Consider the following 22,563-nt stretch of genomic DNA (forward strand, 5'->3'; position numbering starts at 1 on the left):
GCATGAGCCGGGTCGGTCAGCTGATCGTGAGCAGCTGATGCCCGGCGGAGACCGTGGCACCGGCATCCGCATTGATGTTGCCGACGACGCCGTCCTTGTGGGCCTGCAGCGGCTGTTCCATCTTCATGGCCTCGAGCACGACGACGAGGTCGCCCTTGACGACCTGCTGTCCGTCCTCGACGGCGATCTTGACGACGGTCGCCTGCATGGGCGACTTGACCGCATCGCCCGAGGCGCCCGCGTTGGCAGTGGTGGCGTGGCTGCGACGTGCGGGCGGCACGGCGGCCGGACGCCCGGCGCTGCCGGGTGCGACGGCCACGCGGTCGGGCAGGCTGACCTCGAGGCGCTTACCGGCGACCTCCACGACCACCGTGTGGCGGCCGGCACCCGGGGTCGGGGCCTCCAGCTCGCCGTCCCACGCGGGGATGTCGTTGACGAACTCGGTCTCGATCCAGCGCGTGAAGATGCCGAACTCGCCGTTCTCCGCGGTGAAGGCGGGGTCGCGCACGACCTTGCGGTGGAAGGGGAGAACGGTGGGGAGACCCGCGACCTCGAACTCGTCGAGCGCTCGGCGCGAGCGCTCCAACGCCTCTTCGCGGTCCTTGCCGGTGACGATGATCTTCGCGAGCAGCGAGTCGAAGGCGCCCGACACCGTGTCACCGGCGGTCACGCCGGAGTCGAGGCGGATGCCGGGGCCGCCGAAGGTCTTGAAGACGTGGACGGGGCCCGGCTGGGGGAGGAATCCGCGACCGGGGTCCTCGCCGTTGATGCGGAACTCGAAGGAGTGGCCCTGGGGCTCGGGGTCGGCGTAGTCGATCGTGCCGCCCGCGGCGATGCGGAACTGCTCGCGCACGAGATCGATGCCGGTGACCTCCTCGGAGACCGGGTGCTCGACCTGGAGACGGGTGTTGACCTCGAGGAACGAGACCGTGCCGTCGGCGCCGATCAGGAACTCGCAGGTTCCGGCACCCACGTAGCCGACCTCCTGGAGGATCGCCTTCGACGCGGCGTAGAGCTGGGCGTTCTGCTCGTCGGTCAGGAACGGCGCGGGCGCCTCCTCGACGAGCTTCTGGTGGCGACGCTGCAGCGAGCAGTCGCGGGTCGAGATGACGACGACATTGCCCTCGGCATCGGCCAGGCACTGGGTCTCGACGTGGCGCGGCTTGTCGAGGTACTTCTCGACGAAGCACTCGCCGCGACCGAAGGCCGCGACCGCCTCGCGCGTGGCCGACTCGAACAGCTCGGCGACCTCGTCGATCTCGCGGGCGACCTTGAGGCCGCGTCCGCCGCCGCCGTAGGCCGCCTTGATGGCGATCGGCAGGCCGAATTCCTTCGCGAAGGCGACGACCTCGTCGGCGGTCTCGACCGGACCGGGCGTGCCGGGGGCGAGGGGTGCGCCCACCTTCTCCGCCACGTGGCGCGCGGTGACCTTGTCTCCGAGGGCCTCGATGGCCTCGGGCGACGGGCCGATCCAGATGAGTCCGGCACCGATCACGGCGCGGGCGAACTCGGCGTTCTCGGCGAGGAAGCCGTAGCCGGGGTGCACGGCGTCGGCGCCGGCGCGCCGGGCGACGGAGAGGATCTTCTCGATCTGGAGGTACGTCTCGGCGCTCGTCGCGCCTTCGAGTGCGTAGGCCTCGTCGGCGAGTCGCGTGTGCAGCGCGTCACGGTCCTGGTCGGCGTAGACGGCGACCGAGGCGATTCCGGAATCCCGGGCGGCGCGGATGATGCGGACGGCGATCTCGCCGCGGTTGGCGATGAGCACCTTGGCGATAGCAGGCATGGTTGCCAGCCTAGCGAGAAGCAGGGGGATCCATTTGACGACTCCCCACAAGAAAGAGCCGAGAACGTGGAGGGGAGTCTACGACGGGGTCGGGGCGTTCCAGAGGTCCGTCCAGACGACGCCGAGCTCGGCGGCGAGACGCCGCACGGTCGAGAGAGACATCCCCACCACGGTCGACGGATCGCCGTCGACCCGGGTGATGAACGCCCCGCCGAGACTGTCGACCGTGAAGGCGCCCGCGACCAGCAACGGCTCGCCCGAGGCGACGTAGGCCGCGATCTCCGCGTCGGTGATGTCGTCGGCGAAGGTGACGGACGCCGCCGCCGTCGCCGTGGCCTCGACCGGCTCCGCGCCGGGAGAGACGCGGAAGACCGAGTGTCCGGAGTGGAGGACGCCGGTCGCCCCGCGCATCTCCTTCCAGCGCCGCGTCGCCTCCTCGGCCGTGTAGGGCTTGCCGTAGACGCGTCCGCCGAGCTCGAACATCGAATCGCCCCCGATCACGACGCCGTCGAAGGAGCCCTCGGCCGAGAGCCGACGGGCCACGTCCGCGGCCTTCGCGCGGCCGAGCAGCAGCACGAGTTCCGCGGGCGGGAGCTCGGCGCCGCGTTCGACGGCTGCAGCCGCGGCCACCGCGTCCTCGTCGACGTCGGGGGAGAGGGTGAGCGGCTCGATCCCCGCCTGCCGCAGCAGCATCAGACGGGCGGGAGACGTGGAGGCGAGGCAGACGCGCATGTGGTCCACCGTATCCGTGGACCGCCGTATCCTCGAAGGATGACTTCCCCCGATGCGGACCTGCTCGACCTCGACATCACGGGGATCGCGCACGGCGGCACCTTCGTCGCCCGCCACGAAGGGCGCGTCGTCTTCGTCTCCGATGCCATCCCGGGCGAGCGCGTCCGTGCACGGCTGATCGCTCCCGGCGAGGGAGCGGATGCCTCGACCCGCAGCTTCTGGCGCGCCGAGACCGTCGAGGTGCTCGACGCGTCCGAGCATCGCCGGCCGCACCTCTGGTCCGAGGCAGATGTCGCCCGTGATCCCGCCGACCGTCCGGGCGGAGCCGATCTGGGGCATATCGATCTCGATCACCAGCGCGTCCTCAAGCGGCAGGTGCTGACCGAGGCGCTCGACCGCTTCGCGGGCACGGGCCTCGAGGCCCCCGAGATCGAAGCCGTCGAGTCGGGAGACGGGAGCGGCTGGCGCACCCGCGTCACGCTGCACGTCGACGACGCCGGTCAGGTGGGCCCGTACGCCGCCCGCAGCCACCGCGTGATCCCGGTGACCTCGCACCCGCTCGCTCGCCCGGCCATCGCCGAGGCCGCGCTCTCCTTGCGCGGAGAGGCCCCGGGACGCATCGAGCTCGTCGAGCCGGCCGACGGCACGGTGCGGGTCATCCGCCGCGACGCCACAGAGCGCCCGGCGAAGGTCGCCCGCGGCTTCCGCAAGCGCCCCGCACCCGAGGTCATCCACGAGGTCGTGAACGACCGGCGGTTCGCCGTCGACGCCACCGGGTTCTGGCAGGTGCATCCGCGCGCGGCATCCGTTCTGGATGCGGCGGTCTACGGCCTGCTCGACGGCCACGTCGATGAGCGAGCGACGCACTTCGACCTCTACGGCGGGGTGGGCCTGTTCGCCGCGACGCTCGCCGATCTCGGCGGCACCGACATCGTGACGGTCGAGTCGAGCGCCCGCGCGACCCAGCATGCCGCCGAGAACCTCGCCCCCCTCGCGGTGAACGCCGTGACGGCCCGGGTCGACCGGTTCCTCGCCACGCGCACCGGCGGCGGTCGCACCGGCGCCGTCATCCTCGACCCGCCGCGCGCGGGCGCCGGCCGCCAGGTCGTCGAGGCGGTGCACGCCCTCGCACCGGAGGCGATCGCCTACGTCGCGTGCGATCCGGTCGCCCTGGCTCGCGACCTCGGCACGTTCCGGGGACTCGGGTGGAAGGTCGACCGGCTGCGCGGGTTCGACCTGTTCCCGCACTCGCACCACTTCGAGGTCGTCGCCCTGCTCACCCGCTGACTAGGCTGTGGGGATGAGCACGGTCGCCCTCATCGATGATCACGAGTCCGTCCGCCTGGGACTCGAAGCGGCATGCGCGCGCGACGGACAGACGGTCGTCTTCTCCGGCAGCACCGTCGTCTCGTACCTCGACTGGCGCGCCGCCTCGGGCGCCGCGCCCGCCGAGGTCGTCGTGCTGGATCTCACTCTCGGCGACGGGACGACCGTGACCGAGAACGTCACGTCGCTCGTCACCGACGGCGCGAGCGTGGTCATCCACAGCGTCGCCGATCGTCCGGCCGCCGTTCGCGAGGCGCTCGCCGCGGGAGCCGCGGGCGTGGTCAGCAAGTCCTCCGCCCTCGACGACGTGCTCGACGCCATCCGTACGGTCGCCCACGGCGAGGCCCTGAACAACGTGGAATGGGCGAGTGCGGTCGACGGTGACCGCGACTTCGCCGATGCCCAGCTCTCGACCCGCGAGCGCGAGGTGCTCCGCCTGTACGCCGCGGGGCTGCCGCTCAAGGCGGTCGCCGAACGTCTGGGCGTCGCCTACTCCACCGCCAAGGAGAACATCACCCGCATCCGCGTGAAGTACGTCGAGGTCGGGCGCCCCGCGCCGACGAAGGTCGACCTGCTCCGACGTGCGATGGAAGACGGCATCGTCGAGCCAGACGGGGCGTCGAGTGGCCGCTGAGTCCCTCAGCATCCGTGAAGCGTGGAGTCAGATCCCCTCTCCCGGTGCGGCCGAGACCGAGTTCGAGCGGTTCACCGGCAAGCGCATGGAGCGCATCGTCGCGATCGTCGTGGCGATTGGGTGCGCGGCGATCGCCGCGCAGAGCCTGACCGTCGCGGTGCCCTCCCTCGCGCGCGCGGACGTCACGCACGCCGTCGTGTTCTTCGCGGTGTACATTCCGCTGGTGTGCATGCTCGTATGCTGCGTGGTCGGCCGCGGCACGCGCATCGCCTCCGGTGTGTTCGCGATCGTCTACGTGCTGGCGCTGGCGATCTGGCCGATGTTCGACACGAACGGCGCGGAGGGCGCGGCCGAGCAGCCCTGGATCTTCTACCTGGTCAACGTGGGCGTGGCCGCGGCGATGCTCGCGTTCCCGGTGCGCGTGCAGTATGCCTGGGCGGTCGTGGTCCCGTTCGTCTACGGATACGGTCAGCTCGTGCAGGGGGAGTTCTCGCGATCGTTCTGGGTGACGACCGCGTTCCAGGTCTCGTTCGTGCTGATCCTCGGCATCGTGATCATCTCGCTCGGGTGGATGTTCCGCTCCGTCGCGGCCGGCGTCGACGATGCGCGCGGGCGCACCGTGGCCTCCTATGCCGCCGCCGCCGCGGCCGCCGCGGCCGAAGAGGAGCGCATCGCCATGTCGGCCCTCATGCACGACAGCGTCCTCGCCGCTCTCATCGCGGCGGAGCGCGCCGAAAGCGAGAGGGCGAAGGAACTCGCGGTCGCAATGGCACGCGAGGCATTGACGCGCCTCGCCAACACCGAGGCGGCGGTGGCGCAGGAGGGCAGCGACGAACCGGTCGCCCTCGGTCAGATCGTGGCGGAGCTGCGCCGGGCACTCTCGGAGATGGGCGTCGACGCGAGCGTCGAGGAGCGCGGCGTGGCAGGCATGATCCCCGGGCGGGTCGCGCGGGCGCTCGTGCTCGCAGCGCGCCAGGCGATCGGCAACGCCGTCACCCACGCCGCCGGTCGCGGTCTGCACATCGTCGCGACGTCGACGGGCGACGACGGCATTCAGGTGATCGTCAGCGATACCGGCGGCGGCTTCGACCTCGGCGCGATCGGCGAGGATCGTCTCGGGATCCGTGCGTCGATCCTGGCGCGCATGGCGGGCGTGGCCGGCACGGCGCAGATCGACTCGGACGCCGAGGGAACGATCGTCACGCTGGAGTGGAGCGCGCAGTGAATCGTACCGTCCGGAGTGTCGCGACGTCTCTCGCCGTGGGTTTCGCGCTCTACTGCGCCGCGTCCGGCATCGTGTGGACGCCCGTCCAGCCGGTCGCCCCGCTGTTCATGGTGCTCGCGATCGCTCTGTACCTCGTCGTCGTCAACCTCTCGATCCTCGGCTCGCCCGAGGTCGTCAAGCTCCCGCTGTGGATGGCGATTCTCGCGGTGGTCGTCAGCGCGATCATCCCGTTCGCCGTCACCGCGTCGATGGACGAGGGGTCGCGCACGGCACCGTTTGCGACCTGGTACATCGGCGCCGTCGGGCTGCTCGGCGTCGTGGTGGTCGTACGCCGCCGGTTCGTCACCGGGTGGCTGATCCTCGTCATCCTCGCCGCGCTGTCATCGCTGGCCCTGGGATTCCTGACCGCCCTCAAACTCGGGCTGGTGGGTTCGATCATGTGGGTCTTCGTCGCGAACCTCCTGGTGTGGTTCTGGGACCGGGCGGTACGCGACACCGAGCGCCTCGCCGAGATCCAGCAGGCCGTGTCGGCCTGGCACGCCACCCAGCTCGTGCGTCAGCGCGAGCGTCGCGTGCGCACCCAGTTCGCGCTCGCGGTCGCCGGCCCCGTGCTCAGCCGTACGGTGGCCACGCGTGGCTCGCTGACCGAGGAGGAACGACTCGATGCCCGCCTCGCCGAAGGGCGCCTGCGTGACGAACTGCGCGGAGCCGACCTGCTCAACGATGCGGTGCGCGATGCGATCGAAGCGGCGCGGCGGCGCGGCGCGGTCGTCACGGTGTTCGACGAGGGCGGTCTCGACGGGGTCGACGAGGCGCGTCGCGTAGAGATCCGGGACGAGCTCGCGGGTGTCCTCGCGGAAGCCCATGCGGGGCGCCTCATCATCCGGTCCGCCAAGGACGATCGCACCGCCGTGACCGTCGTCGGGCGTGTGGGGTCGGGATCATCGCGCGATGACGACTCGGTCGATGTGTGGCACGAGATCCCGCGGAGCGCGACCCGCGACTGAAAATCGGTGATGGCGCCTCCCTCCGGCTCCGGCGGGGGGAGGGTGCCGGAGTCGAAGAAGAAGTGAGAATGGGCGAGGGGCGGCGATATCGCCAGCCCCTCGCCATGCGGCTCAGTTACCCGAAAACCAGCCGCGGATGATCGATCACCGTCTGTCTACCCTGGGACAGAGAGACCGATCGAACGCGAAGCGTCTCCATAAGTTTCGCGGCTCACAACCCCCGTGTCTGTAGGTATTTTGGGGGACATAGGTGCGCCGATGCGGGAAGATGGCCGGATGAGCACGCGGCGCGGAACGAACCTGCCCCGAATGGGCGACTTCAATCAGGCGGTCGTGGTCGAAGCGATCCGGCGCGCGGGGGATGCGTTGAGCCGCACGGAGCTCGCCGCGACCACGGGCCTCTCCGCGCAGACCCTGACGAACATCACCCGCCGTCTCCTCGACGAGGGACTGATCACCGAGGCCGGGCGTGCCGTCAACGGTCCGGGAAAGCCCCGCGTCCTGCTCCGTCTGATAGCCGAGAGTCGGTACTCGGTGGGCGTTCACCTCGATCCCGCCGTGGTGACGGTGGTGCTCCTCGACCTCACCGGCGAGGTGGTCGCGAGGCGCCTGATCCCGGTGGGATCGCCGGAGCCCGCGACGGTCATCGACGAGATGGCGCAGGCGATCGATGCCCTCATCGCGGAGGCCGGTGTCGATCGCTCACGGATCGCCGGGATCGGACTCGCCGCTCCCGGACCCCTCGACGAGGCGAACGGGACCGTGGTCGACCCGCCCATGCTGCGCGGCTGGCGCCGGGTGCCCCTGCGTGATCTGCTGTCGGCCGCGACCGGGTTCGGGGTGGCGCTGGAGAAGGACACCGCTGCTGCAGCCGTGGGTGAGCTGTGGACGCGCCGAGGCCCTGTGGACGACTCCTTCGTGTTCCTCTACCTCGGCACGGGGCTCGGCGCGGCGCTCGCGCGCGACGGCGATGTGACGCGCGGACGTACGGGGAACCTCGGTGAGATCGGACACGTCGTGGTCGATCCGGAGGGGCCGCCGTGCGCCTGCGGTTCTCGGGGGTGCGTCGCCGTCACGTGCACGCCGCAGGCAATCGTGGGCCAGGCGGTGCGTGCGGGGGTGCTGCCTCCGCAGGGTGACGACGACGAGCCCGGCGCACTCGAAGCGCGGTTCGCGCACCTGTGCGTACGGGCGGAGCAGGGGGATGCAGAGGCTTCCGCGATCCTCGCGCGCGCCGCGCGCTGCACGGCCGCTCTCCTGGTGGTGCTCACCGATGTCCTCGATGTGGAGCGCATCGTGCTCGGGGGACCGTTCTGGGAGTACGTCTCGGCGGTCTACCTCGCCGAGATCTCGGAGCACGTGCGGCGACTGAGTGCGACGCGATCCCTGCGGGAGATCCCGATCGACGGCACCGTCGTGGGCGCCGACGTGGGAGCGGTGGGCGCGGCGTGCGTGGTGCTGGATCGGGCGCTCAGCCCGCGAAGCTCGACGTTGATGCTCTCGGAACGCGCGGTCACGTCCGTCGCACCTTAAATCCAATCGATGTAGTATCTGGGGTGTTCCCCCGTCATCGTCGATCGGAACCCCTACATGCACGACAATTCCTCCCTGGTCGAAGCACGCATCCACAGGTTCGTCCGGGAGCGCCTCGAACCCGCGCTCTACGCCGACGCGCACGAGCTCGCGCTCGAGGCATGGGTGGTACCGGGCGAGCCCGTGCCGTTCGCCGAGGCGGTCGGGCAGACGTACGTCCCCTTCGCCGTCGGTACGGCATGGGGGCGTGCCTGGAGCACGATGTGGCTGCGGGTGACCGGGACGATCCCGCAGACGGATGCCGGGCAGCGAGCCGAGCTCGTCTTCGATCTCGGCTTCCACGGCGCGCAGCCGGGGTTCCAGGCCGAGGGCACGGTGTACCGCCCGGACGGATCCATCGTCAAGGCGGTGGAGCCGCGCAACGCGTACGTGCCGCTCGACGGTGCGCCGGGCGACCCGATCGAGCTGTACCTCGAGGCGGCGGCGAACCCGGACGTGGGCGACGGGTTCCGCGACTTCCGCCCGACGCCGCTGGGCGAGTGGGACTCCGCCGGCGACGAACCGCTGTACGAGCTGCGCCGCGCCGAGGTGGCGGTGCTCGACCTCACGGTCTGGGAGCTGCTGCAGGACGTCGCCGTGCTCGACGGTCTGCGCGCCGAACTCCCCGAGAGCTCCTCCCGTCGCGCCGAGATCCTGCGTGCCCTCGAGCGCGCGGTCGACGCGACGGACCCGGACGACGTCGCCGGTACCGCGGGCGATGCACGGGCCGCTCTCGCGGAGGTGCTCGGACGCCGGGCATCCGCGTCGGCGCACTCCGCTCACGCGGTCGGACACGCCCATATCGACTCCGCGTGGCTGTGGCCCGTGCGCGAGACGCAGCGCAAGGTGGCGCGCACCTTCTCGAACGTCCTCTCGCTGATCGGTGAAGACGCCGAGTTCTCGTTCGCGGCGTCGTCGGCGCAGCAGTACGCCTGGCTGAAGCGCTTCCAGCCCGAGCTCTTCGAGCGGTTGCGCGCCGCGGTCGCGGCCGGTCGCTTCCACCCCGCCGGCGGTATGTGGGTGGAGTCCGACACGAACATGCCCGGAGGTGAAGCTCTCGCGCGCCAGTTCGTGCGCGGCAAACGGTTCTTCCTCGAGGAGTTCGGGGTCGAGCCCCTCGACGTCTGGCTGCCCGATTCCTTCGGATACTCGGCCGCTCTGCCGCAGATCGCCCGGGCCGCCGGGTCGCGCTGGATGCTGACGCAGAAGATGTCGTGGAACGAGACGAACACGATGCCGCACCACACCTTCGCGTGGGAGGGTCTGGACGGCACCCGCATCTTCACGCACTTCCCACCGGTCGACACGTACAACTCGCAGCTCTCCGGTGCGGACCTCGCCCGCGCCGAGCGCCAGTTCGCCGAGAAGGGCGCGGCGAACGCCTCGCTCGTGCCCTTCGGATACGGCGACGGCGGTGGGGGACCGACCCGCGAGATGCTCGCCGCCGCCGCGAGACTGCGCTCACTGGAGGGGTCGCCGACCGTGACGCTCTCCGATCCCCGGCGCTTCTTCGAGACGGCCGAGGCCGAGTACCCGAACCCGCCGGTGTGGTCGGGGGAGATGTACCTCGAGTTCCACCGCGGGACCTATACCTCGCAAGCGCGCACCAAGCGCGGCAATCGGCGCAGCGAGCACGCCCTGCGCGAGGCCGAGCTGTGGGCGACGGCCGCGGCGGTGGCGGGTGCCGAGTACCCGCACGAGGCGCTGGAGAACGCGTGGGAGACCGTGCTCCTGCAGCAGTTCCACGACATCCTCCCCGGCAGCTCGATCGGCTGGGTGCACCGCGAGGCGGAGCGACGCTACGCGGAGGTCCTCGAGACGCTCGACGGCCTCATCGACACGGCGCTCGCGGTCGTCGCGGGCCAGGGGGAGATGGAGCTGGTCGCCAACGCGAGCCCCTACTCGTCGGATGGAGTGCCCGGACTGGCGATCGGGGTCGCCGAGTCCGGAGCGACGGCGGCGCGGGCCGGAGGCCACGGCGAGGAGATCGTGCTCGAGAACGAGCGACTGCGGGTCGTGGTGGATGCCGACGGACTCATCACCTCGCTGAGCGTGCGTGCGACCGGGCGTGAGACGATTCCGGCGGGGGAGCACGGCAACCTGCTGACGCTGCACCGCGACACCCCCACGGCGTGGGATGCCTGGGACATCGACGAGCACTATCGTCGTCACGCCGTCGAGCTGAGGGATGCCGTGGAGGTCGAGATCGTCGCGCACCCGACCGCCGCCGTCGTGCGGATCGAAAGGGCGATCGGCGCCTCCCGCATCACACAGGTCCTCACGCTCGCAGCGGGATCCCCGAGCCTCGACATCGAGACGATCGTCGACTGGCACGAGCGCCAGAAGCTGCTCAAGCTCGGCTTCCCGCTCGACGTGCACAGCGACCGCGCGGCATCCGAGATCCAGTTCGGTCACGTGCACCGGCCCACGCACACCAACACGTCGTGGGACGTCGCCCGCTTCGAGACGGTCGCGCACCGCTGGGTGCACGTCGGAGAACCGGGTTTCGGGGTCGCGATCGCGAACGACTCGACCTACGGCCACGACATCACACGGTCGCCGCGCGAGGGCGGTGGAACGACCTCCACGGTGAGGCTCTCACTCCTGCGCGCCCCGCTGTTCCCCGACCCGGAGGCCGATCAAGGACGACACGCGTTCCGTGTCGGCATCCGTCCGGATGCGGGGATCGCGGATGCCGTGCGCGAGGGGTACCGCCTGAATCTGCCCGCCCGTCCCCTGCGCGGCGCGGGGCCTGTCGGCCCGCTCCTCTCGGTGTCGTCGGATGCGATCGTGATCGAGGCGGTCAAGCTCGCGGAGGACCGCAGCGGAGATGTGATCGTCCGACTGTACGAGGCGCACGGCGGACGCGCGGCCGGGGAGGTCAGGCCGTCGTTCCCCTTCCGGTCCGTGCTCGAGACGGATCTGCTCGAGCGGGAGATCCCGCGAGCGGCGGTCACGGGCGTCGAGAGCGGCGTCGAACTGTCGCTGCGGCCGTTCCAGCTGGTCACGCTGCGCTTCGCGCGGTGATCGGCGGGCTCGGGGCGAATCCGACGGCGCTCAGCGGGCGAAGCGACCCCAGGGGATGTCCCGGCGCAGGGGCTTCCGCAGCGAGCGCTGTGTGCGCGTCCACGCCGAGACGACCGGCTCCTCGGCGACGGCATTCGACTCCTCGGCCGCGTAGGCGTCGCTGACCACGGCGATCAGCGCGGCGAGCTCCTCCTCGGTCGCCGTACCGCGGGTGATCTCGAGCGCCGGGCGGTCGTCGTTCTGCAGACTCACAGCGGGATGTTCCCGTGCTTCTTGGGAGGAAGCTCGGCGCGCTTGCCGCGGAGGGCTCGGAGGGCCTTCGCGATCGACACGCGCGTGTTCGCGGGTTCGATGATGCCGTCGAGCTCACCGCGCTCGGCGGCGAGGAACGGGGACGCCACGTTGTAGGTGTACTCGTTCGCGAGGCGCGTGCGCACGGCGGCGACGTCTTCGCCGGCCTCCTCGGCCTTCTTGATCTCTCCGCGATACAGGATGTTGACGGCGCCCTGGCCTCCCATGACCGCGATCTCGGCGGTCGGCCACGCGAGGTTGACGTCGGCACCGAGCTGCTTCGACCCCATCACGATGTAGGCGCCGCCATAGGCCTTGCGCAGGATGACGGTCACCAGGGGCACGGTGGCCTCGGCGTAGGCGTAGAGCAGCTTGGCGCCTCGGCGGATGACACCGGTCCACTCCTGGTCGGTGCCCGGCAGGTAGCCCGGCACGTCGACGAGCGTCACGATCGGGATCGAGAACGCATCGCAGAAGCGGACGAAGCGGCTCGCCTTCTCGCCGGCCTCGATGTTCAGCGTGCCCGCCATCTGCGAGGGCTGATTGGCGATGATGCCCACCGAGCGTCCCTCGATGCGGCCGAAGCCGATGACGATGTTCGGCGCGAAAAGGGGCTGCACCTCGAGGAAGTCGCCCTCGTCGACGACGTGCTCGATGACGGTCTTCATGTCGTACGGCTGGTTCGCCGAGTCCGGGATGATCGTGTTGAGCGAGCGATCGGCATCCGTCGTCTCGAACTCGAAGACGCCCTCGTACGAGGGGAGCTCGGCCATGTTGTTGTCGGGCAGGAACCCGAGCAGGGTGCGCGCGTAGTCGAGTGCGTCGTCCTCGTCCTCCGCCAGGTAGTGCGCGACGCCCGACCGCGTGTTGTGCGTGTATGCGCCGCCCAGCTCTTCCATCCCGACGTCCTCGCCGGTGACCGTCTTGATGACGTCGGGGCCGGTGACGAACATCTGGCTCGTCTTGTCGACCATGATCACGAAGTCGGTGAGGGCGGGGGAGTACACCGCGCCGCCGGCCGCCGGGCCCATGATGATCGAGATCTGCGGGATGACACCCGACGCGCGGGTGTTCAGGCGGAAGATCTCGCCGTACTTGCCGAGCGCGACGACACCCTCCTGGATGCGCGCGCCTCCCGAGTCGAGGATGCCGATGCACGGCATGCCGCCCGCGAGGGCGAACTCCATGACCTTGATGATCTTCTCGCCGGCGACCTCGCCGAGAGAGCCGCCGAACGTCGAGAAGTCCTGGGAGTAGACCGCGACCGTGCGACCGTTGATCGTGCCGACACCGGTGACGACGGAGTCGCCGTAGGGCCGGGAGCGATCCATGCCGAATGCGGTCGTGCGGTGTCGCACGTATTCGTCGAACTCGACGAAGCTTCCCGGATCGACGAGCAGCTCGATGCGCTCGCGGGCGGTCATCTTGCCCTTGGCGTGCTGCTTCTCCTTCGCCTTCGCTTCTGCGTCGACGACGGCTTCGGTGTAGCGAGCGCGCAGGTCCGCGATCTTGCCGGCGGTGGTAAAGAGGTCGGGCTTGTCCGTCACGGATTCCACACTATCGTCGCCGCGCCCCGGCCTGTTGGATGCTCGCCACAACGGGTGGCGTGATCCTTTGGCGAGGTGCTCTCTGTCCGATCAGCGAGGCGGGCCCTCGGTGCCCGGATTCTCGGGGAGTTCGTGATCGCCGTGCGCAGCGGTGTCGGGCTCGATCTCCCCACTCGTGCCGTGGCGCCCGCGGCGGGTGGTCAGTTCGCCGACCCTGCGGCCCGCCCAGCCCACTCCGCGAGCCGCCGTGCCGGCCGCGCCCGCGACCGCGGAACCCGCGTAGCGCGCGCCGCGGAGCACACGGAGTTCGACCTTCTCGGCGCCGTGAACGGGCTCGAGCTCGGCCGGGAGATCGAGAGGCGCGGCTCCGAACGCGCGGTGCGAGGTGGTCAGCACGCGTCTGCCGAGAATGTGGTTGCCCGCGCCGCCGATGGCCGCACCGACGCCGAACGGCAGCGCCTTGCCCAGGAACGAGGCTCCGCCGCGCGTCGCGAACTGCTTCACGAACATGCTCTTGAGCCGATCGACGAGCGGTCCCACGGCGGCGCGCGGGAGAGACTTCGTCACCAGTTCGCCCCAGTAGGCGTTCCGGGTGCCGCCGCGGCCGGCGACCTGACCGGCGAGCTGTCCGACCAGGTCGACGCCCTCCTTGCCGAGCATCAGGGTCATCACGAGCGCCCGGGCGCGGTCGGGGTTGGCGACGGCGATGCCGTGCACCTCGGCGACCGATTGCGCGAACAGGGCGGTCGACTCCACGAAGCCGACCGTCTCGACACCGGAGAGCGCGAGCGTCACGCCGGTCCCGATCCCCGGCACGACGGCGGTGGCCCCGACCGCCGCGCCGCCGGTGGTGACGGCGGCGAGGTAGCGCCGCTCGAGGATCCGCACGATCTCGGCGGGTGAGGCCTGGGGGTGGCGCAGACGGATGCTGCGGATGTGCGCGAGCACGAGCGGGCGCTGGATCGAGAGCACGCGATCGAGCCCGCGGACGACGAACGGATGCTCGGACGATCCCTGTGGGGGGATGCCCTTGTCCCACGGAGCGTCGTCCGGGAGGGTATGGATCTTGTGCACCTTGGGGGCCATATCACGATCCTAGGAAGCGAGGCCGCGAAAACGCCGGGAGCCGCACCCTCGAGGGGTGCGGCTCCCGGCGCGACGACCGAAGGCTCAGACGAACAGGTTCGCCCGCTCGAGGTCTTCGGCGAAGTCGACCTCGACCGCGTACAGGTCGGAGACGTCCATCGGCTCGAGCAGCAGGCCGTCCTCGGCGATGGCGAGCTCGAGGCCGCGTTCGAAGTAGTCCTGGTCGTCGACGCGCTGCAGCTGGCGCATGAACGCCTTCTTCTGCGTCGACGAGATGTAGTTGATACCCACGGCCTCGCCGAGGCCGCCGGTGACGGTCTTCGAGAGCTCCTTGATGAAGCCCTCGGCCGTGACCGTGTACTTCACCTCTTCGTCGCTGACCTTGGAGGTGTTCACGGTGACGAACGACTGATCGCGCTCGATGAAGGCGGCCGCGCGGCCGAGGATCATCGGGTCGAAGACGACGTCGCCGTTCATCCACAGCACGCCGCCCCGTCCGGTCGCGCCGAGGGCGCGCAGGAGGCTCTTCGACGTGTTGGTCTCGTCGTAGCGCTCGTTGTGCACGTAATTGGCGGAGGGGAAGGCCTCGATGATGGTCTCGGCGCGGTAGCCGACCACGGTGGTGATGCGCGCGTCGCTGCCGAACGCGGCGCGGATGTTGTCATGCTGCTGGCGCATGATCGTGCGGCCGTCGCCGAGTTCGGTGAGCGGCTTGGGCAGCGAACGGCCCAGGCGCGAGCCCATGCCGGCTGCGAGGATGACGGTCTGAAGAGTCACGAGTGCTCCTTTGGAAGGTGTGTTCATGGCCGGTTAACCAGCCGGACACTTCGTCGTGCCGCGTTCATGCTAGCGATGGACCCTGGGAAACACCGGGTCTCACGGCGCCCGTTGCCGTTTCGTGACCCACTCCACACCGTATACCCAGGGTCGACGTCGGCACAGCCGCCCGGGTGATTGTCAGGGTGAATGTTGCGTCCGACCCCGGGGAAGTCGGTTCGCGTTGATACCGTAGAACCCGTGACTGCCTCCCCCGACGCCCGCCCCGAAAAGGCGGAAGACCCCACGACCGAATCGAAGGCGACCCCGGAGAAGCGGACGGCGACGTCGAAGCGAGCATCCGCATCATCCGCGGCGGCGAAGAAGGGCTCCCCGGCCCGTACGTCGGCCGCCAAGAAGACTCCCGCAGTCCGCACGCCCGCGAAGCGTCCGAGCACGGCGAAGGCCGCGGCGGAGAAGGCGGCCGCGGGTACCGACATCGTCATCGAGCCCGTCTCGGCGGCGGGTTCGACGGAGAAGAAGGTTCCCGCGCGGCCGGCTTCCGGGGCACGAGCGACGACGCGCACGCCCGCGAAGACCGCGACTGCGGCGAAGACGACCGCGACGAAGTCGGCAGCGACGAAGAAGACTGCCGCCGCGAGCACGACCGGGGCGGCGAAGACCACTGCGGCGAAGACGACTGCCGCGAAGACCGCGGCCGCGAAGTCGACGGCCGCGAAGTCGACGGCCGCGAAGTCGGCAGCGGCTAAGACTGCAGCAGCCAAGACCGCGGCAGCCAAGACCGCCGCAGCCAAGACCGCGGCGGCCAAGACCGCGGCGACGAAGGCGCAGGCGGCGAAGTCGACCGCGCGCACTGCCGCATCGCGCGCCGCATCGTCGCGCACGACCGCGGCGAAGACTGCCGCGGAGAAGGCGGCCGCGGCTCAGGTGGCGGAGGTCGCCGAGCCGAAGCCGCAGGCACCCGTCACGATCGAGTCGACCCGGATCCACCCGCCTGCGGCACCGGCCGAGGCGGTCGAGGTCGCCGAGACGGCCGACGCCGCAGAGATCGCCGGCGTCGAAGAGATGGTCGTCGAGGCCGACAGCGGTGAGCCGGAGGCCGTCGAGCCGGAGGTCGTCGAGGCGGAGCTCGTCGAGGCGGAGCTTGTCGAGGCCGAGGCCACGACCGTCGAGGTCGAGCCGGATCACGCCACCGTCGAGTCCGATGCATCCGTCGCCGCCGCGGAGCCCGACGCCCCCGCCGCATCCGGTGTCGAGGCTCTGCGCATCCGAGGGCTCGTCAAGCACTTCGGCGACAACCGCGCCGTCCACGGCATCGACCTCTCGGTGCCGGCGGGCTCCTTCTACGGCATCGTCGGGCCCAACGGAGCGGGTAAGACGACGACACTGTCGATCATCGCGGGACTCCTGCGCGCCGACGCCGGAAGCGTCGTGATCTGCGGCATCGACCAGGCGACGAACTCTCAGGCGGCGAAGCGGGTGATGGGTGTCCTCCCCGATCGCCTGCGCACCTTCGATCGTCTGACCGGGCGCCAGCTCCTTTACTATTACGGGCTCCTGCGGGGGCTGGCCTCCGACGTGATCGAGAAGCGCGTCGCCGATCTCGCGCGCGCCTTCGATCTGGGGGATGCGCTCGGTCGCGTCGTCTCGGACTACTCGGCGGGTATGACCAAGAAGGTCATGCTCGCGGGGGCGATGATCCACTCGCCGCGCGTGCTCGTGCTCGACGAACCGTTCGAATCGGTCGACCCCGTCTCGTCCGCGGTGATCCTCGACATCCTGAGGGCGTACGTCGCGCACGGCGGCACCGTCATCCTCTCCAGCCACGGCATGGATCTGGTGGAGCGGGTGTGCTCGCGGGTCGCGATCATCGTCGACGGCGAAGTGCTCGCCGAGGGGACGATCGACGAGGTGCGGGCGGGCCAGACGCTCGAGGCGCGCTTCGTCGAGCTCTCCGGCGGTATCGGAGAGGTGGAGGGGCTCGAGTGGCTGCACACGTTCTCCGACTGAGGCTCGCTCTTCTGCTCGGATCGCTGCGCGGCGAGCGTCGCGCGCGGTCGATCCTGGCCTTCCTCGTCGTCGTGGCGATCACGGTCGTCGTGTGCACCTCGGTGCTCAGTCTCTCCGACGCACCGCTCGGGGTCGCCCGCACGGTCACAGTCCTCGGCGGCGCGGCGATCCTCCTCGGATTCCTCATCGGTCCGATCCTCGTGGGAGCCGTGGACCAGCTCGATCCTCGTCGCTTCGCCGTCTTCGGTGTCGATGAGCGTCAGATGCCGTGGATCCTCGTCGTCGCGTCGCTGATCAGCGTCCCGAGTCTGGCTCTTCTGGCCGTGTACCTCAGCGTCGGCATCGTGGCGGTGCAGCTCGGTGCCGCGTGGCCGCTCGTGATCGCGATGACGCTCGTGGGCATCGTCAGCACGATCCTGGTCGCGCGCATCGGCATGGCCGTCAATGCGCTGCTGCTGCCCGAACGGCGCTCGCGCGAGCTCACGGCGCTGTTCGTGCTCGCCCTTCTCGTCGTGGCTTTCCCGGTCGCCGTGTTCCTCGCGTCCTTCCGGTGGGACGGCGAGGTGCCGGCATCCCTGATCTCGCTGACCGGCGTGATCTACCTCACGCCGCTCGGAGCGGCGCCCGGCGCGCTGTTCCAGGCGCCCGAGAGCGCGACGGCGTGGCTCGTCGGCCTCATCGCCGTCGTCACCCTCGCCGGGCTCTGGGTGGTGTGGGAGTGGCTGGTCCGCCGTCTGCTCACGACGACCGAGCGGCCCGTGGCCGCGCGGGAACGTACCGGTCTCGGATGGTTCGCCCTCCTGCCGTCGACGGCGTTCGGAGCCATCGCTTCCCGCAGCCTCGTGTACTGGCTGCGCGACCGGCGCTACATCGTCAACGTGATCGTCGTCCCGGTCGCCGGTGTCCTCACGGTGCTCCCGCTCCTGGTCGCCGGGGTGCCGCTCGAAATCGCCGCCCTCGTGCCTGTCCCCGTGATGGCACTGTTCTTCGGATGGCTGCCGCACAACGATGTCGCCTACGACTCGACGGCCCTGTGGACGCATGTCGCCAGCGGCGTGCGCGGTCTGCCCGATCGACTCGGACGCCTGGTGCCCGTGCTGCTGGTGTCGGTTCCGGTCCTGGCGATCGCCGTTCCGCTCACACTCCTCGTCATCGACGACTGGCACCTGCTGCTGCCGCTCATCGGCCTCGGGTCCAGCCTGCTCCTCTCGGCTCTCGGTCTGTCGAGCATCGTGTCGGTGGTCGCGCCGTATGCGGTGTCGCGCCCGGGTGACAGCCCCTTCCAGCAGCCGCAGCGTCCGACGTCGCGCGGCGCGTACGGGCCGGCCGTCGCGTTCCTCGGGGCGATCCTGGTCAGCGGTCCGGTGATCTGGCTCTTCGCCTCGAACCTCCTCTCGGGTGAGGAGCAGGCGCTCGCGACGTTCTGGGCCGGCGTCGGCACCGGTGTCGGGGTCTTCGTCATCGGCGCGGTCGTCGGTGGGCTCATCTTCGAACGCAGCGGGGAACGCCTCATGGAGTTCGTCGAGACCGCGTGACGCCGCCCCGAGCACGCGTGGACGCGGCTAGACTCACGGGATGAGTACTCCGCTGGACAGCCCCGATCAGGGCGGCGTGGCAACGCTTGATCGCGAACTGGAAGAACTCCTCCGAGAGGAGAATCTCGAGCCGGGTGACCACGAGCGTTTCTCGCACTACGTCAAGAAGGACAAGATCCTCGAGTCGGCGATCACCGGGAAGCCGGTCCGCGCACTCTGCGGCAAGAAGTGGACGCCGGGGCGCGACCCCGAGAAGTTCCCGATCTGCCCCACGTGCAAGGAGATCTACGAGTCGATGACGCGCTGACCGCGCGGGCGCGATCTCATTCCGCGTCGATGTAGACGGTGGGGATGGCCGGGTCGGACTTGCTCAGCGCGAGCGCGCGTACCGGCAGCTCCTCGCGGACGCGGAGGTGGTGCTCGCGGGCGGAAGCCGTTCCCGCGGCGCCCTCGTGCGCGGAGTCGATCTCGCCGTTGTCGACGAACGTCACCTGGAGCGGGCGTCCCTCGACGGCGGATGCCGGTGCGTCCAGCTTCTCGAAGCCGTCGGCGACGAGGACCTGCTCTGCCGTGGCGACGCCGTCTTCGATGCGACGGAAGGCCGCCTTGCGTCCGCCGTGCGACGCCTTGTCGGCGGAAGCTTTGGCGACGCCGATCCAGGAGCCTGCGGCATCCTGCCGGGCGACGAGCTTGTAGACCATGCTGGCCGTCGGATAGCCCGATCCCGTGACCACCGAGGTGCCGACGCCATAGGCGTCGACGGGTGACGCGGCGAGGGCCGCGATGGCGTACTCGTCGAGGTCGCTCGTGACCGTGATGCGGGTCTCGGTCGCGCCGAGGGCGTCGAGCTGCTCGCGCACCGCGGCCGCCACGATCGGAAGGTCTCCGGAGTCGATGCGCACGCCGCCGAGGCCTGTTCCGGCGACGCGGATCGCCGTCTCCACGCCTGTCGGGATGTCGTAGGTGTCGACGAGCAGCGTGGTGTCGGTTCCGAGGCTGTCGATCTGCGACCGGAAGGCCTCTTCCTCGCTGTCGTGGAGCAGCGTCCAGGAGTGCGCGGCGGTGCCCATGGTCGGGATGCCCCACGTGCGCCCGGCCTCGAGGTTGCTCGTCGACCGGAACCCGGCGATGTAGGCGGCGCGGGCGGCCGCGACGGCCGACCGTTCGGCGGCGCGCCGCGATCCCATCTCGGCCAGGGGACGCTCGCCCGCCGCGATGCTCATGCGCGAGGCGGCGGTGGCGACGGCCGAGTCGTGGTTGAGCACGCTCAGCGCCAGCGTCTCGAGCACGACCGCATCGGCGAAGCTGCCCTCGACGGTGAGGATGGGGGAACCGGGGAAGTACAGCTCGCCCTCGCGGTAGCCGCGGATGGACCCTGTGAACCGGTAGTCCTCGAGATACCGCACGGATGCCGCATCGACCACGTCGTTGTCGCGGAGGAATCGCAGCTCGTCGTCACCGAAGCGGAAGTCGCGCACCAGGCCGAGCAGGCGTCCGGTGCCGGCGACGACGCCGAAACGGCGGCCCCCCGACAGGCGGCGCGAGAAGAGCTCGAACACACTCGGGCGCGATGCCGTGCCGTCGCGCAGCGATGCGGCGAGCATCGTGAGTTCGTAGCGGTCGGTGAGCAGCGCCGTCGACGAGGTCATGCGCTCAGTTTAGTGAGCGCGGCTCACCTGCGGCCGTGCCGTCGCGACTAGGCTGGGGAGTCATGAACGACGCGCCGATCGGTATCTTCGACTCCGGTGTCGGCGGGCTCACGGTGGCGCGGGCCATCCGCGCCCAGCTGCCCCGAGAGTCGTTCGTCTACATCGGCGACACCGCCCACTCGCCCTACGGACCGAAGCCCATCGCCGATGTGCGCCGCTACTCGCTCGAGGTTCTCGACACGCTCGTCGACCAGGGCGTGAAGATGCTGGTGATCGCCTGCAACACGGCCTCCTCGGCCATGCTCCGCGATGCGCGCGAGCGCTACGACGTGCCGGTGGTCGAGGTCATCGGACCCGCCGTGCGGAGGGCCGTCTCGACGACGCGCAACGGACGCATCGGCGTGATCGGCACGGTCGGCACGATCGGCTCGCGCGCCTACCAGGACATGCTCGAGGTCAACGAGCGGCTGCAGGTGTTCACGGCGGCCTGCCCGCGCTTCGTCGAGTTCGTCGAGGCCGGCATCACCGGCACCCCGGAGGTGCTGGCGGTCGCCGAGGAGTACCTCGCGCCGCTGCGCGACGCGGAGGTCGACACGCTCGTGCTCGGCTGCACCCACTACCCGTTCCTGCGCGGCGCCATCAGCTACGTGATGGGAGAGGGCGTCACCCTCGTGTCGAGCGACGACGAGACGGCCGGTGACGTCTACCGCCAGCTCGTCCGAGGCGACCTGCTCGCCCCGTCCGACGCGACCGCACGGTACGTGTACGAGGCCACAGGTGACTCCGCCTCCGACTTCACCGCGCTCGCGAACCGCCTGATGGGTCGCGAGGTGCGCGACGTGCAGCTGGTCCAGACCGGCGTCATCCCTTTGCCAGACTCCCTCTCCGAGCCGCGCTGAGCGGCCCCCTCTCCCCGAAACGAAGGAAGCCCATGTCTGACATCGTGCGTGCCGACGGCCGCTCCACCGACCAGCTCCGCGAGGTCACGATCGAGCGCGGATGGAGCTCGCAGGCCGAGGGCTCCGCGCTGATCAGCTTCGGCGGGACGAAGGTGCTGTGCACGGCATCCTTCACCAACGGTGTTCCACGCTGGCTCACGGGCAAGGGCAAGGGGTGGGTGACCGCCGAGTACGCGATGCTCCCTCGTGCCACGAACAGCCGCAACGACCGCGAGAGCGTGAAGGGCCGCATCGGCGGGCGCACGCACGAGATCTCCCGCCTGATCGGCCGCGCGCTGCGTGCGGTGGTCGACACCAAGGCGCTCGGCGAGAACACGATCGTGATCGACTGCGACGTGCTGCAGGCAGACGGCGGCACGCGCACTGCGGCGATCACGGGCGCGTACGTCGCGCTCGCCGACGCGATCGAGTGGGGTCGTGAGAAGAAGTTCATCGGTCGCAACTCCACCCCGCTGCTCGACTCGGTCGCCGCGGTGTCGGTGGGCATCATCGACGGAGAGCCCATGCTCGATCTGGCATACGTCGAAGACGTGCGCGCGGAGACCGACATGAACGTCGTCGTGACCGGTCGCGGCCTGTTCGTCGAGGTGCAGGGCACCGCCGAGGGTGCGCCCTTCGACAAGCGCGAACTCGACGCGCTGTTGCAGCTCGGCGTCGACGGCTGCGCGACCCTCACCGAGCGGCAGATCGCCGCGCTGGCGGCCGAGTGACGATGAAGGTCGTCCTGGCCACGCACAATCCGCACAAGGTCGCCGAGTTCCAGCAGATCGTCGCCCGCGTGCGCCCCGACCTCGAAGTCGTCGGCTACGACGGACCCGAACCGGTCGAGGACGGAGTGACGTTCGCTGACAACGCGCTGATCAAAGCGCGCGCCGCGGCCGCGCACACCGGACTTCCGGCCCTGGCCGACGACTCGGGGATCTGCGTCGACGTGCTCGGTGGGTCGCCGGGCGTGTTCTCCGCCTACTGGGCGGGGCAGAAGAAGGATGCCGTCGCCAACCTCGAGCTTCTCCTCGACCAGCTGCGCGACATCGCCGACCCGCACCGCGCCGCCCACTTCACCTCGACGATCGCGCTCGTGTCGCCAGATGGTGCCGAGGACGTGGTCACCGGCATCTGGCCGGGACGGCTCGCGCACGCGGCATCCGGCGCCGGCGGGTTCGGGTACGACCCGATCTTCATCCCCGACGGTCAGCCGGCGGACGCGCAGCGCAGCGTCGGCGAGTTCTCCGCCGAGGAGAAGCAGTCCCAATCGCACCGTGCCCGTGCGTTCGAGAAATTGGCGCCGCTGCTCGCCGACCTCTGAGCGCACCTCGGCGCGGGCGTGATGAGACTGGTTCTCGTTACCCTTCCCGACTAGGGAAAATCGTGGCTGAACGGCTGATTCCCCGCTTAGCCTGGAG

At 70.2% G+C, this 22,563-nt stretch carries 19 protein-coding genes; 12 read left to right on the top strand and 7 right to left on the bottom strand.

What is annotated here, in order from left to right; translation table 11 throughout:
• Nucleotides 1-16: 16 nt before the first annotated feature.
• Together ACIPVN_RS15135 and ACIPVN_RS15140 are read right to left on the bottom strand one after the other, a co-directional pair.
• Nucleotides 17-1,783, bottom strand: a complete 1,767-nt coding sequence (locus tag ACIPVN_RS15135) for an acetyl/propionyl/methylcrotonyl-CoA carboxylase subunit alpha (RefSeq protein ID WP_400444467.1) — start codon at nt 1,781-1,783, stop codon at nt 17-19.
• A gap of 78 nt (nt 1,784-1,861) precedes the next feature.
• Nucleotides 1,862-2,515: a Maf family protein gene (locus ACIPVN_RS15140; RefSeq protein WP_400444469.1), complete on the bottom strand. Its 654-nt coding sequence runs from the start codon at nt 2,513-2,515 to the stop codon at nt 1,862-1,864.
• Between the two features lie 39 nt (nt 2,516-2,554).
• Here ACIPVN_RS15140 and ACIPVN_RS15145 point away from each other — a divergent pair, with 39 nt between their 5' ends.
• The 6 genes from ACIPVN_RS15145 (at nt 2,555) to ACIPVN_RS15170 (ending at nt 11,306) form a co-directional block, all read left to right on the top strand.
• Complete coding sequence (locus tag ACIPVN_RS15145; RefSeq protein WP_400444471.1) at nt 2,555-3,802, top strand: class I SAM-dependent RNA methyltransferase; 1,248 nt, start codon at nt 2,555-2,557, stop codon at nt 3,800-3,802.
• A gap of 13 nt (nt 3,803-3,815) precedes the next feature.
• Nucleotides 3,816-4,475, top strand: a complete 660-nt coding sequence (locus tag ACIPVN_RS15150; protein WP_400444473.1) for a response regulator — start codon at nt 3,816-3,818, stop codon at nt 4,473-4,475.
• Nucleotides 4,465-5,700 (top strand): sensor histidine kinase, encoded by a 1,236-nt coding sequence (locus tag ACIPVN_RS15155; protein WP_400444476.1) that lies wholly within the window; start codon nt 4,465-4,467, stop codon nt 5,698-5,700. The genes ACIPVN_RS15150 and ACIPVN_RS15155 overlap by 11 nt, the downstream gene beginning before the upstream one ends.
• Nucleotides 5,697-6,707, top strand: coding sequence for a hypothetical protein (locus tag ACIPVN_RS15160; protein WP_400444479.1), 1,011 nt, complete (start codon nt 5,697-5,699; stop codon nt 6,705-6,707). Before ACIPVN_RS15155 ends, ACIPVN_RS15160 begins: the two co-directional genes overlap by 4 nt.
• Nucleotides 6,708-6,983: 276 nt before the next feature.
• Nucleotides 6,984-8,240 carry an ROK family protein gene (locus ACIPVN_RS15165; protein WP_400444482.1) on the top strand — a complete coding sequence of 419 codons (1,257 nt, stop codon included), beginning with the start codon at nt 6,984-6,986 and terminating at the stop codon, nt 8,238-8,240.
• 57 nt (nt 8,241-8,297) lie between these two features.
• A complete protein-coding gene (locus ACIPVN_RS15170) occupies nt 8,298-11,306 on the top strand; it encodes an alpha-mannosidase (RefSeq protein WP_400444485.1) in 3,009 nt (1,002 codons plus the stop codon).
• Between the two features lie 30 nt (nt 11,307-11,336).
• Here the strand turns inward: ACIPVN_RS15170 and ACIPVN_RS15175 are convergent, their stop codons facing one another.
• The 4 genes from ACIPVN_RS15175 to ACIPVN_RS15190 all read right to left on the bottom strand — a co-directional run bounded on the left by ACIPVN_RS15175 (nt 11,337) and on the right by ACIPVN_RS15190 (nt 15,007).
• Nucleotides 11,337-11,558 carry an acyl-CoA carboxylase subunit epsilon gene (locus tag ACIPVN_RS15175; protein ID WP_400444488.1) on the bottom strand — a complete coding sequence of 74 codons (222 nt, stop codon included), beginning with the start codon at nt 11,556-11,558 and terminating at the stop codon, nt 11,337-11,339.
• Nucleotides 11,555-13,144, bottom strand: a complete 1,590-nt coding sequence (locus ACIPVN_RS15180) for an acyl-CoA carboxylase subunit beta (RefSeq protein ID WP_400444491.1) — start codon at nt 13,142-13,144, stop codon at nt 11,555-11,557. Before ACIPVN_RS15180 ends, ACIPVN_RS15175 begins: the two co-directional genes overlap by 4 nt.
• Nucleotides 13,145-13,234: 90 nt before the next feature.
• Nucleotides 13,235-14,230, bottom strand: a complete 996-nt coding sequence (locus ACIPVN_RS15185; protein WP_400444493.1) for a hypothetical protein — start codon at nt 14,228-14,230, stop codon at nt 13,235-13,237.
• 84 nt (nt 14,231-14,314) lie between these two features.
• A complete protein-coding gene (locus ACIPVN_RS15190) occupies nt 14,315-15,007 on the bottom strand; it encodes an NTP transferase domain-containing protein (protein WP_400444496.1) in 693 nt (230 codons plus the stop codon).
• Between the two features lie 240 nt (nt 15,008-15,247).
• Here ACIPVN_RS15190 and ACIPVN_RS15195 point away from each other — a divergent pair, with 240 nt between their 5' ends.
• Genes ACIPVN_RS15195 through ACIPVN_RS15205 form a run of 3 tightly spaced genes read left to right on the top strand, consistent with a single transcriptional unit; the run spans nt 15,248 to nt 18,859 of the window.
• Nucleotides 15,248-17,017 carry an ABC transporter ATP-binding protein gene (locus ACIPVN_RS15195; RefSeq protein ID WP_400444499.1) on the top strand — a complete coding sequence of 590 codons (1,770 nt, stop codon included), beginning with the start codon at nt 15,248-15,250 and terminating at the stop codon, nt 17,015-17,017.
• Complete coding sequence (locus ACIPVN_RS15200) at nt 16,993-18,552, top strand: hypothetical protein (protein ID WP_400444502.1); 1,560 nt, start codon at nt 16,993-16,995, stop codon at nt 18,550-18,552. The genes ACIPVN_RS15195 and ACIPVN_RS15200 overlap by 25 nt, the downstream gene beginning before the upstream one ends.
• A gap of 40 nt (nt 18,553-18,592) precedes the next feature.
• Complete coding sequence (locus tag ACIPVN_RS15205; RefSeq protein ID WP_247624800.1) at nt 18,593-18,859, top strand: DUF3039 domain-containing protein; 267 nt, start codon at nt 18,593-18,595, stop codon at nt 18,857-18,859.
• Nucleotides 18,860-18,875: 16 nt separating this feature from the next.
• On the opposite strand, the gene ACIPVN_RS15210 is transcribed toward ACIPVN_RS15205, so the two are convergent.
• On the bottom strand, nt 18,876-20,201 hold the full coding sequence (locus ACIPVN_RS15210) for a nicotinate phosphoribosyltransferase (protein ID WP_400444505.1): 1,326 nt from the start codon (nt 20,199-20,201) through the stop codon (nt 18,876-18,878).
• A 62-nt stretch (nt 20,202-20,263) separates the two neighbouring features.
• On the opposite strand from ACIPVN_RS15210, the gene murI reads away from it, so the two are divergent.
• The 3 genes from murI to rdgB are packed head-to-tail and all read left to right on the top strand — an operon-like array spanning nt 20,264 to nt 22,466.
• Complete coding sequence (gene murI, locus ACIPVN_RS15215) at nt 20,264-21,100, top strand: glutamate racemase (RefSeq protein WP_400444508.1); 837 nt, start codon at nt 20,264-20,266, stop codon at nt 21,098-21,100.
• Between the two features lie 32 nt (nt 21,101-21,132).
• Entirely contained in the window at nt 21,133-21,870 is a 738-nt protein-coding gene (gene rph / locus ACIPVN_RS15220) for a ribonuclease PH (protein WP_247624797.1), read from the top strand.
• A 2-nt stretch (nt 21,871-21,872) separates the two neighbouring features.
• Nucleotides 21,873-22,466: an RdgB/HAM1 family non-canonical purine NTP pyrophosphatase gene (rdgB, locus tag ACIPVN_RS15225; RefSeq protein ID WP_400444512.1), complete on the top strand. Its 594-nt coding sequence runs from the start codon at nt 21,873-21,875 to the stop codon at nt 22,464-22,466.
• The last annotated feature ends 97 nt before the right edge of the window (nt 22,467-22,563 follow it).

It is taken from the genome of Microbacterium sp. NPDC090003 (assembly GCF_044748385.1).
Lineage (GTDB): Bacteria > Actinomycetota > Actinomycetes > Actinomycetales > Microbacteriaceae > Microbacterium.

Bases quoted from the DNA above. Each gene is read 5' to 3' on its own strand.
- ACIPVN_RS15135 (WP_400444467.1), bottom strand. From the start codon at position 1,783: ATGCCTGCTATCGCCAAGGTGCTCATCGCCAACCGCGGCGAGATCGCC.
- ACIPVN_RS15140 (WP_400444469.1), bottom strand. From the start codon at position 2,515: ATGCGCGTCTGCCTCGCCTCCACGTCTCCCGCCCGTCTGATGCTGCTG.
- ACIPVN_RS15145 (WP_400444471.1), top strand. From the start codon at position 2,555: ATGACTTCCCCCGATGCGGACCTGCTCGACCTCGACATCACGGGGATC.
- ACIPVN_RS15150 (WP_400444473.1), top strand. From the start codon at position 3,816: ATGAGCACGGTCGCCCTCATCGATGATCACGAGTCCGTCCGCCTGGGA.
- ACIPVN_RS15165 (WP_400444482.1), top strand. From the start codon at position 6,984: ATGAGCACGCGGCGCGGAACGAACCTGCCCCGAATGGGCGACTTCAAT.
- ACIPVN_RS15170 (WP_400444485.1), top strand. From the start codon at position 8,298: ATGCACGACAATTCCTCCCTGGTCGAAGCACGCATCCACAGGTTCGTC.
- ACIPVN_RS15185 (WP_400444493.1), bottom strand. From the start codon at position 14,230: ATGGCCCCCAAGGTGCACAAGATCCATACCCTCCCGGACGACGCTCCG.
- ACIPVN_RS15205 (WP_247624800.1), top strand. From the start codon at position 18,593: ATGAGTACTCCGCTGGACAGCCCCGATCAGGGCGGCGTGGCAACGCTT.
- ACIPVN_RS15210 (WP_400444505.1), bottom strand. From the start codon at position 20,201: ATGACCTCGTCGACGGCGCTGCTCACCGACCGCTACGAACTCACGATG.
- murI (WP_400444508.1), top strand. From the start codon at position 20,264: ATGAACGACGCGCCGATCGGTATCTTCGACTCCGGTGTCGGCGGGCTC.
- rph (WP_247624797.1), top strand. From the start codon at position 21,133: ATGTCTGACATCGTGCGTGCCGACGGCCGCTCCACCGACCAGCTCCGC.
- rdgB (WP_400444512.1), top strand. From the start codon at position 21,873: ATGAAGGTCGTCCTGGCCACGCACAATCCGCACAAGGTCGCCGAGTTC.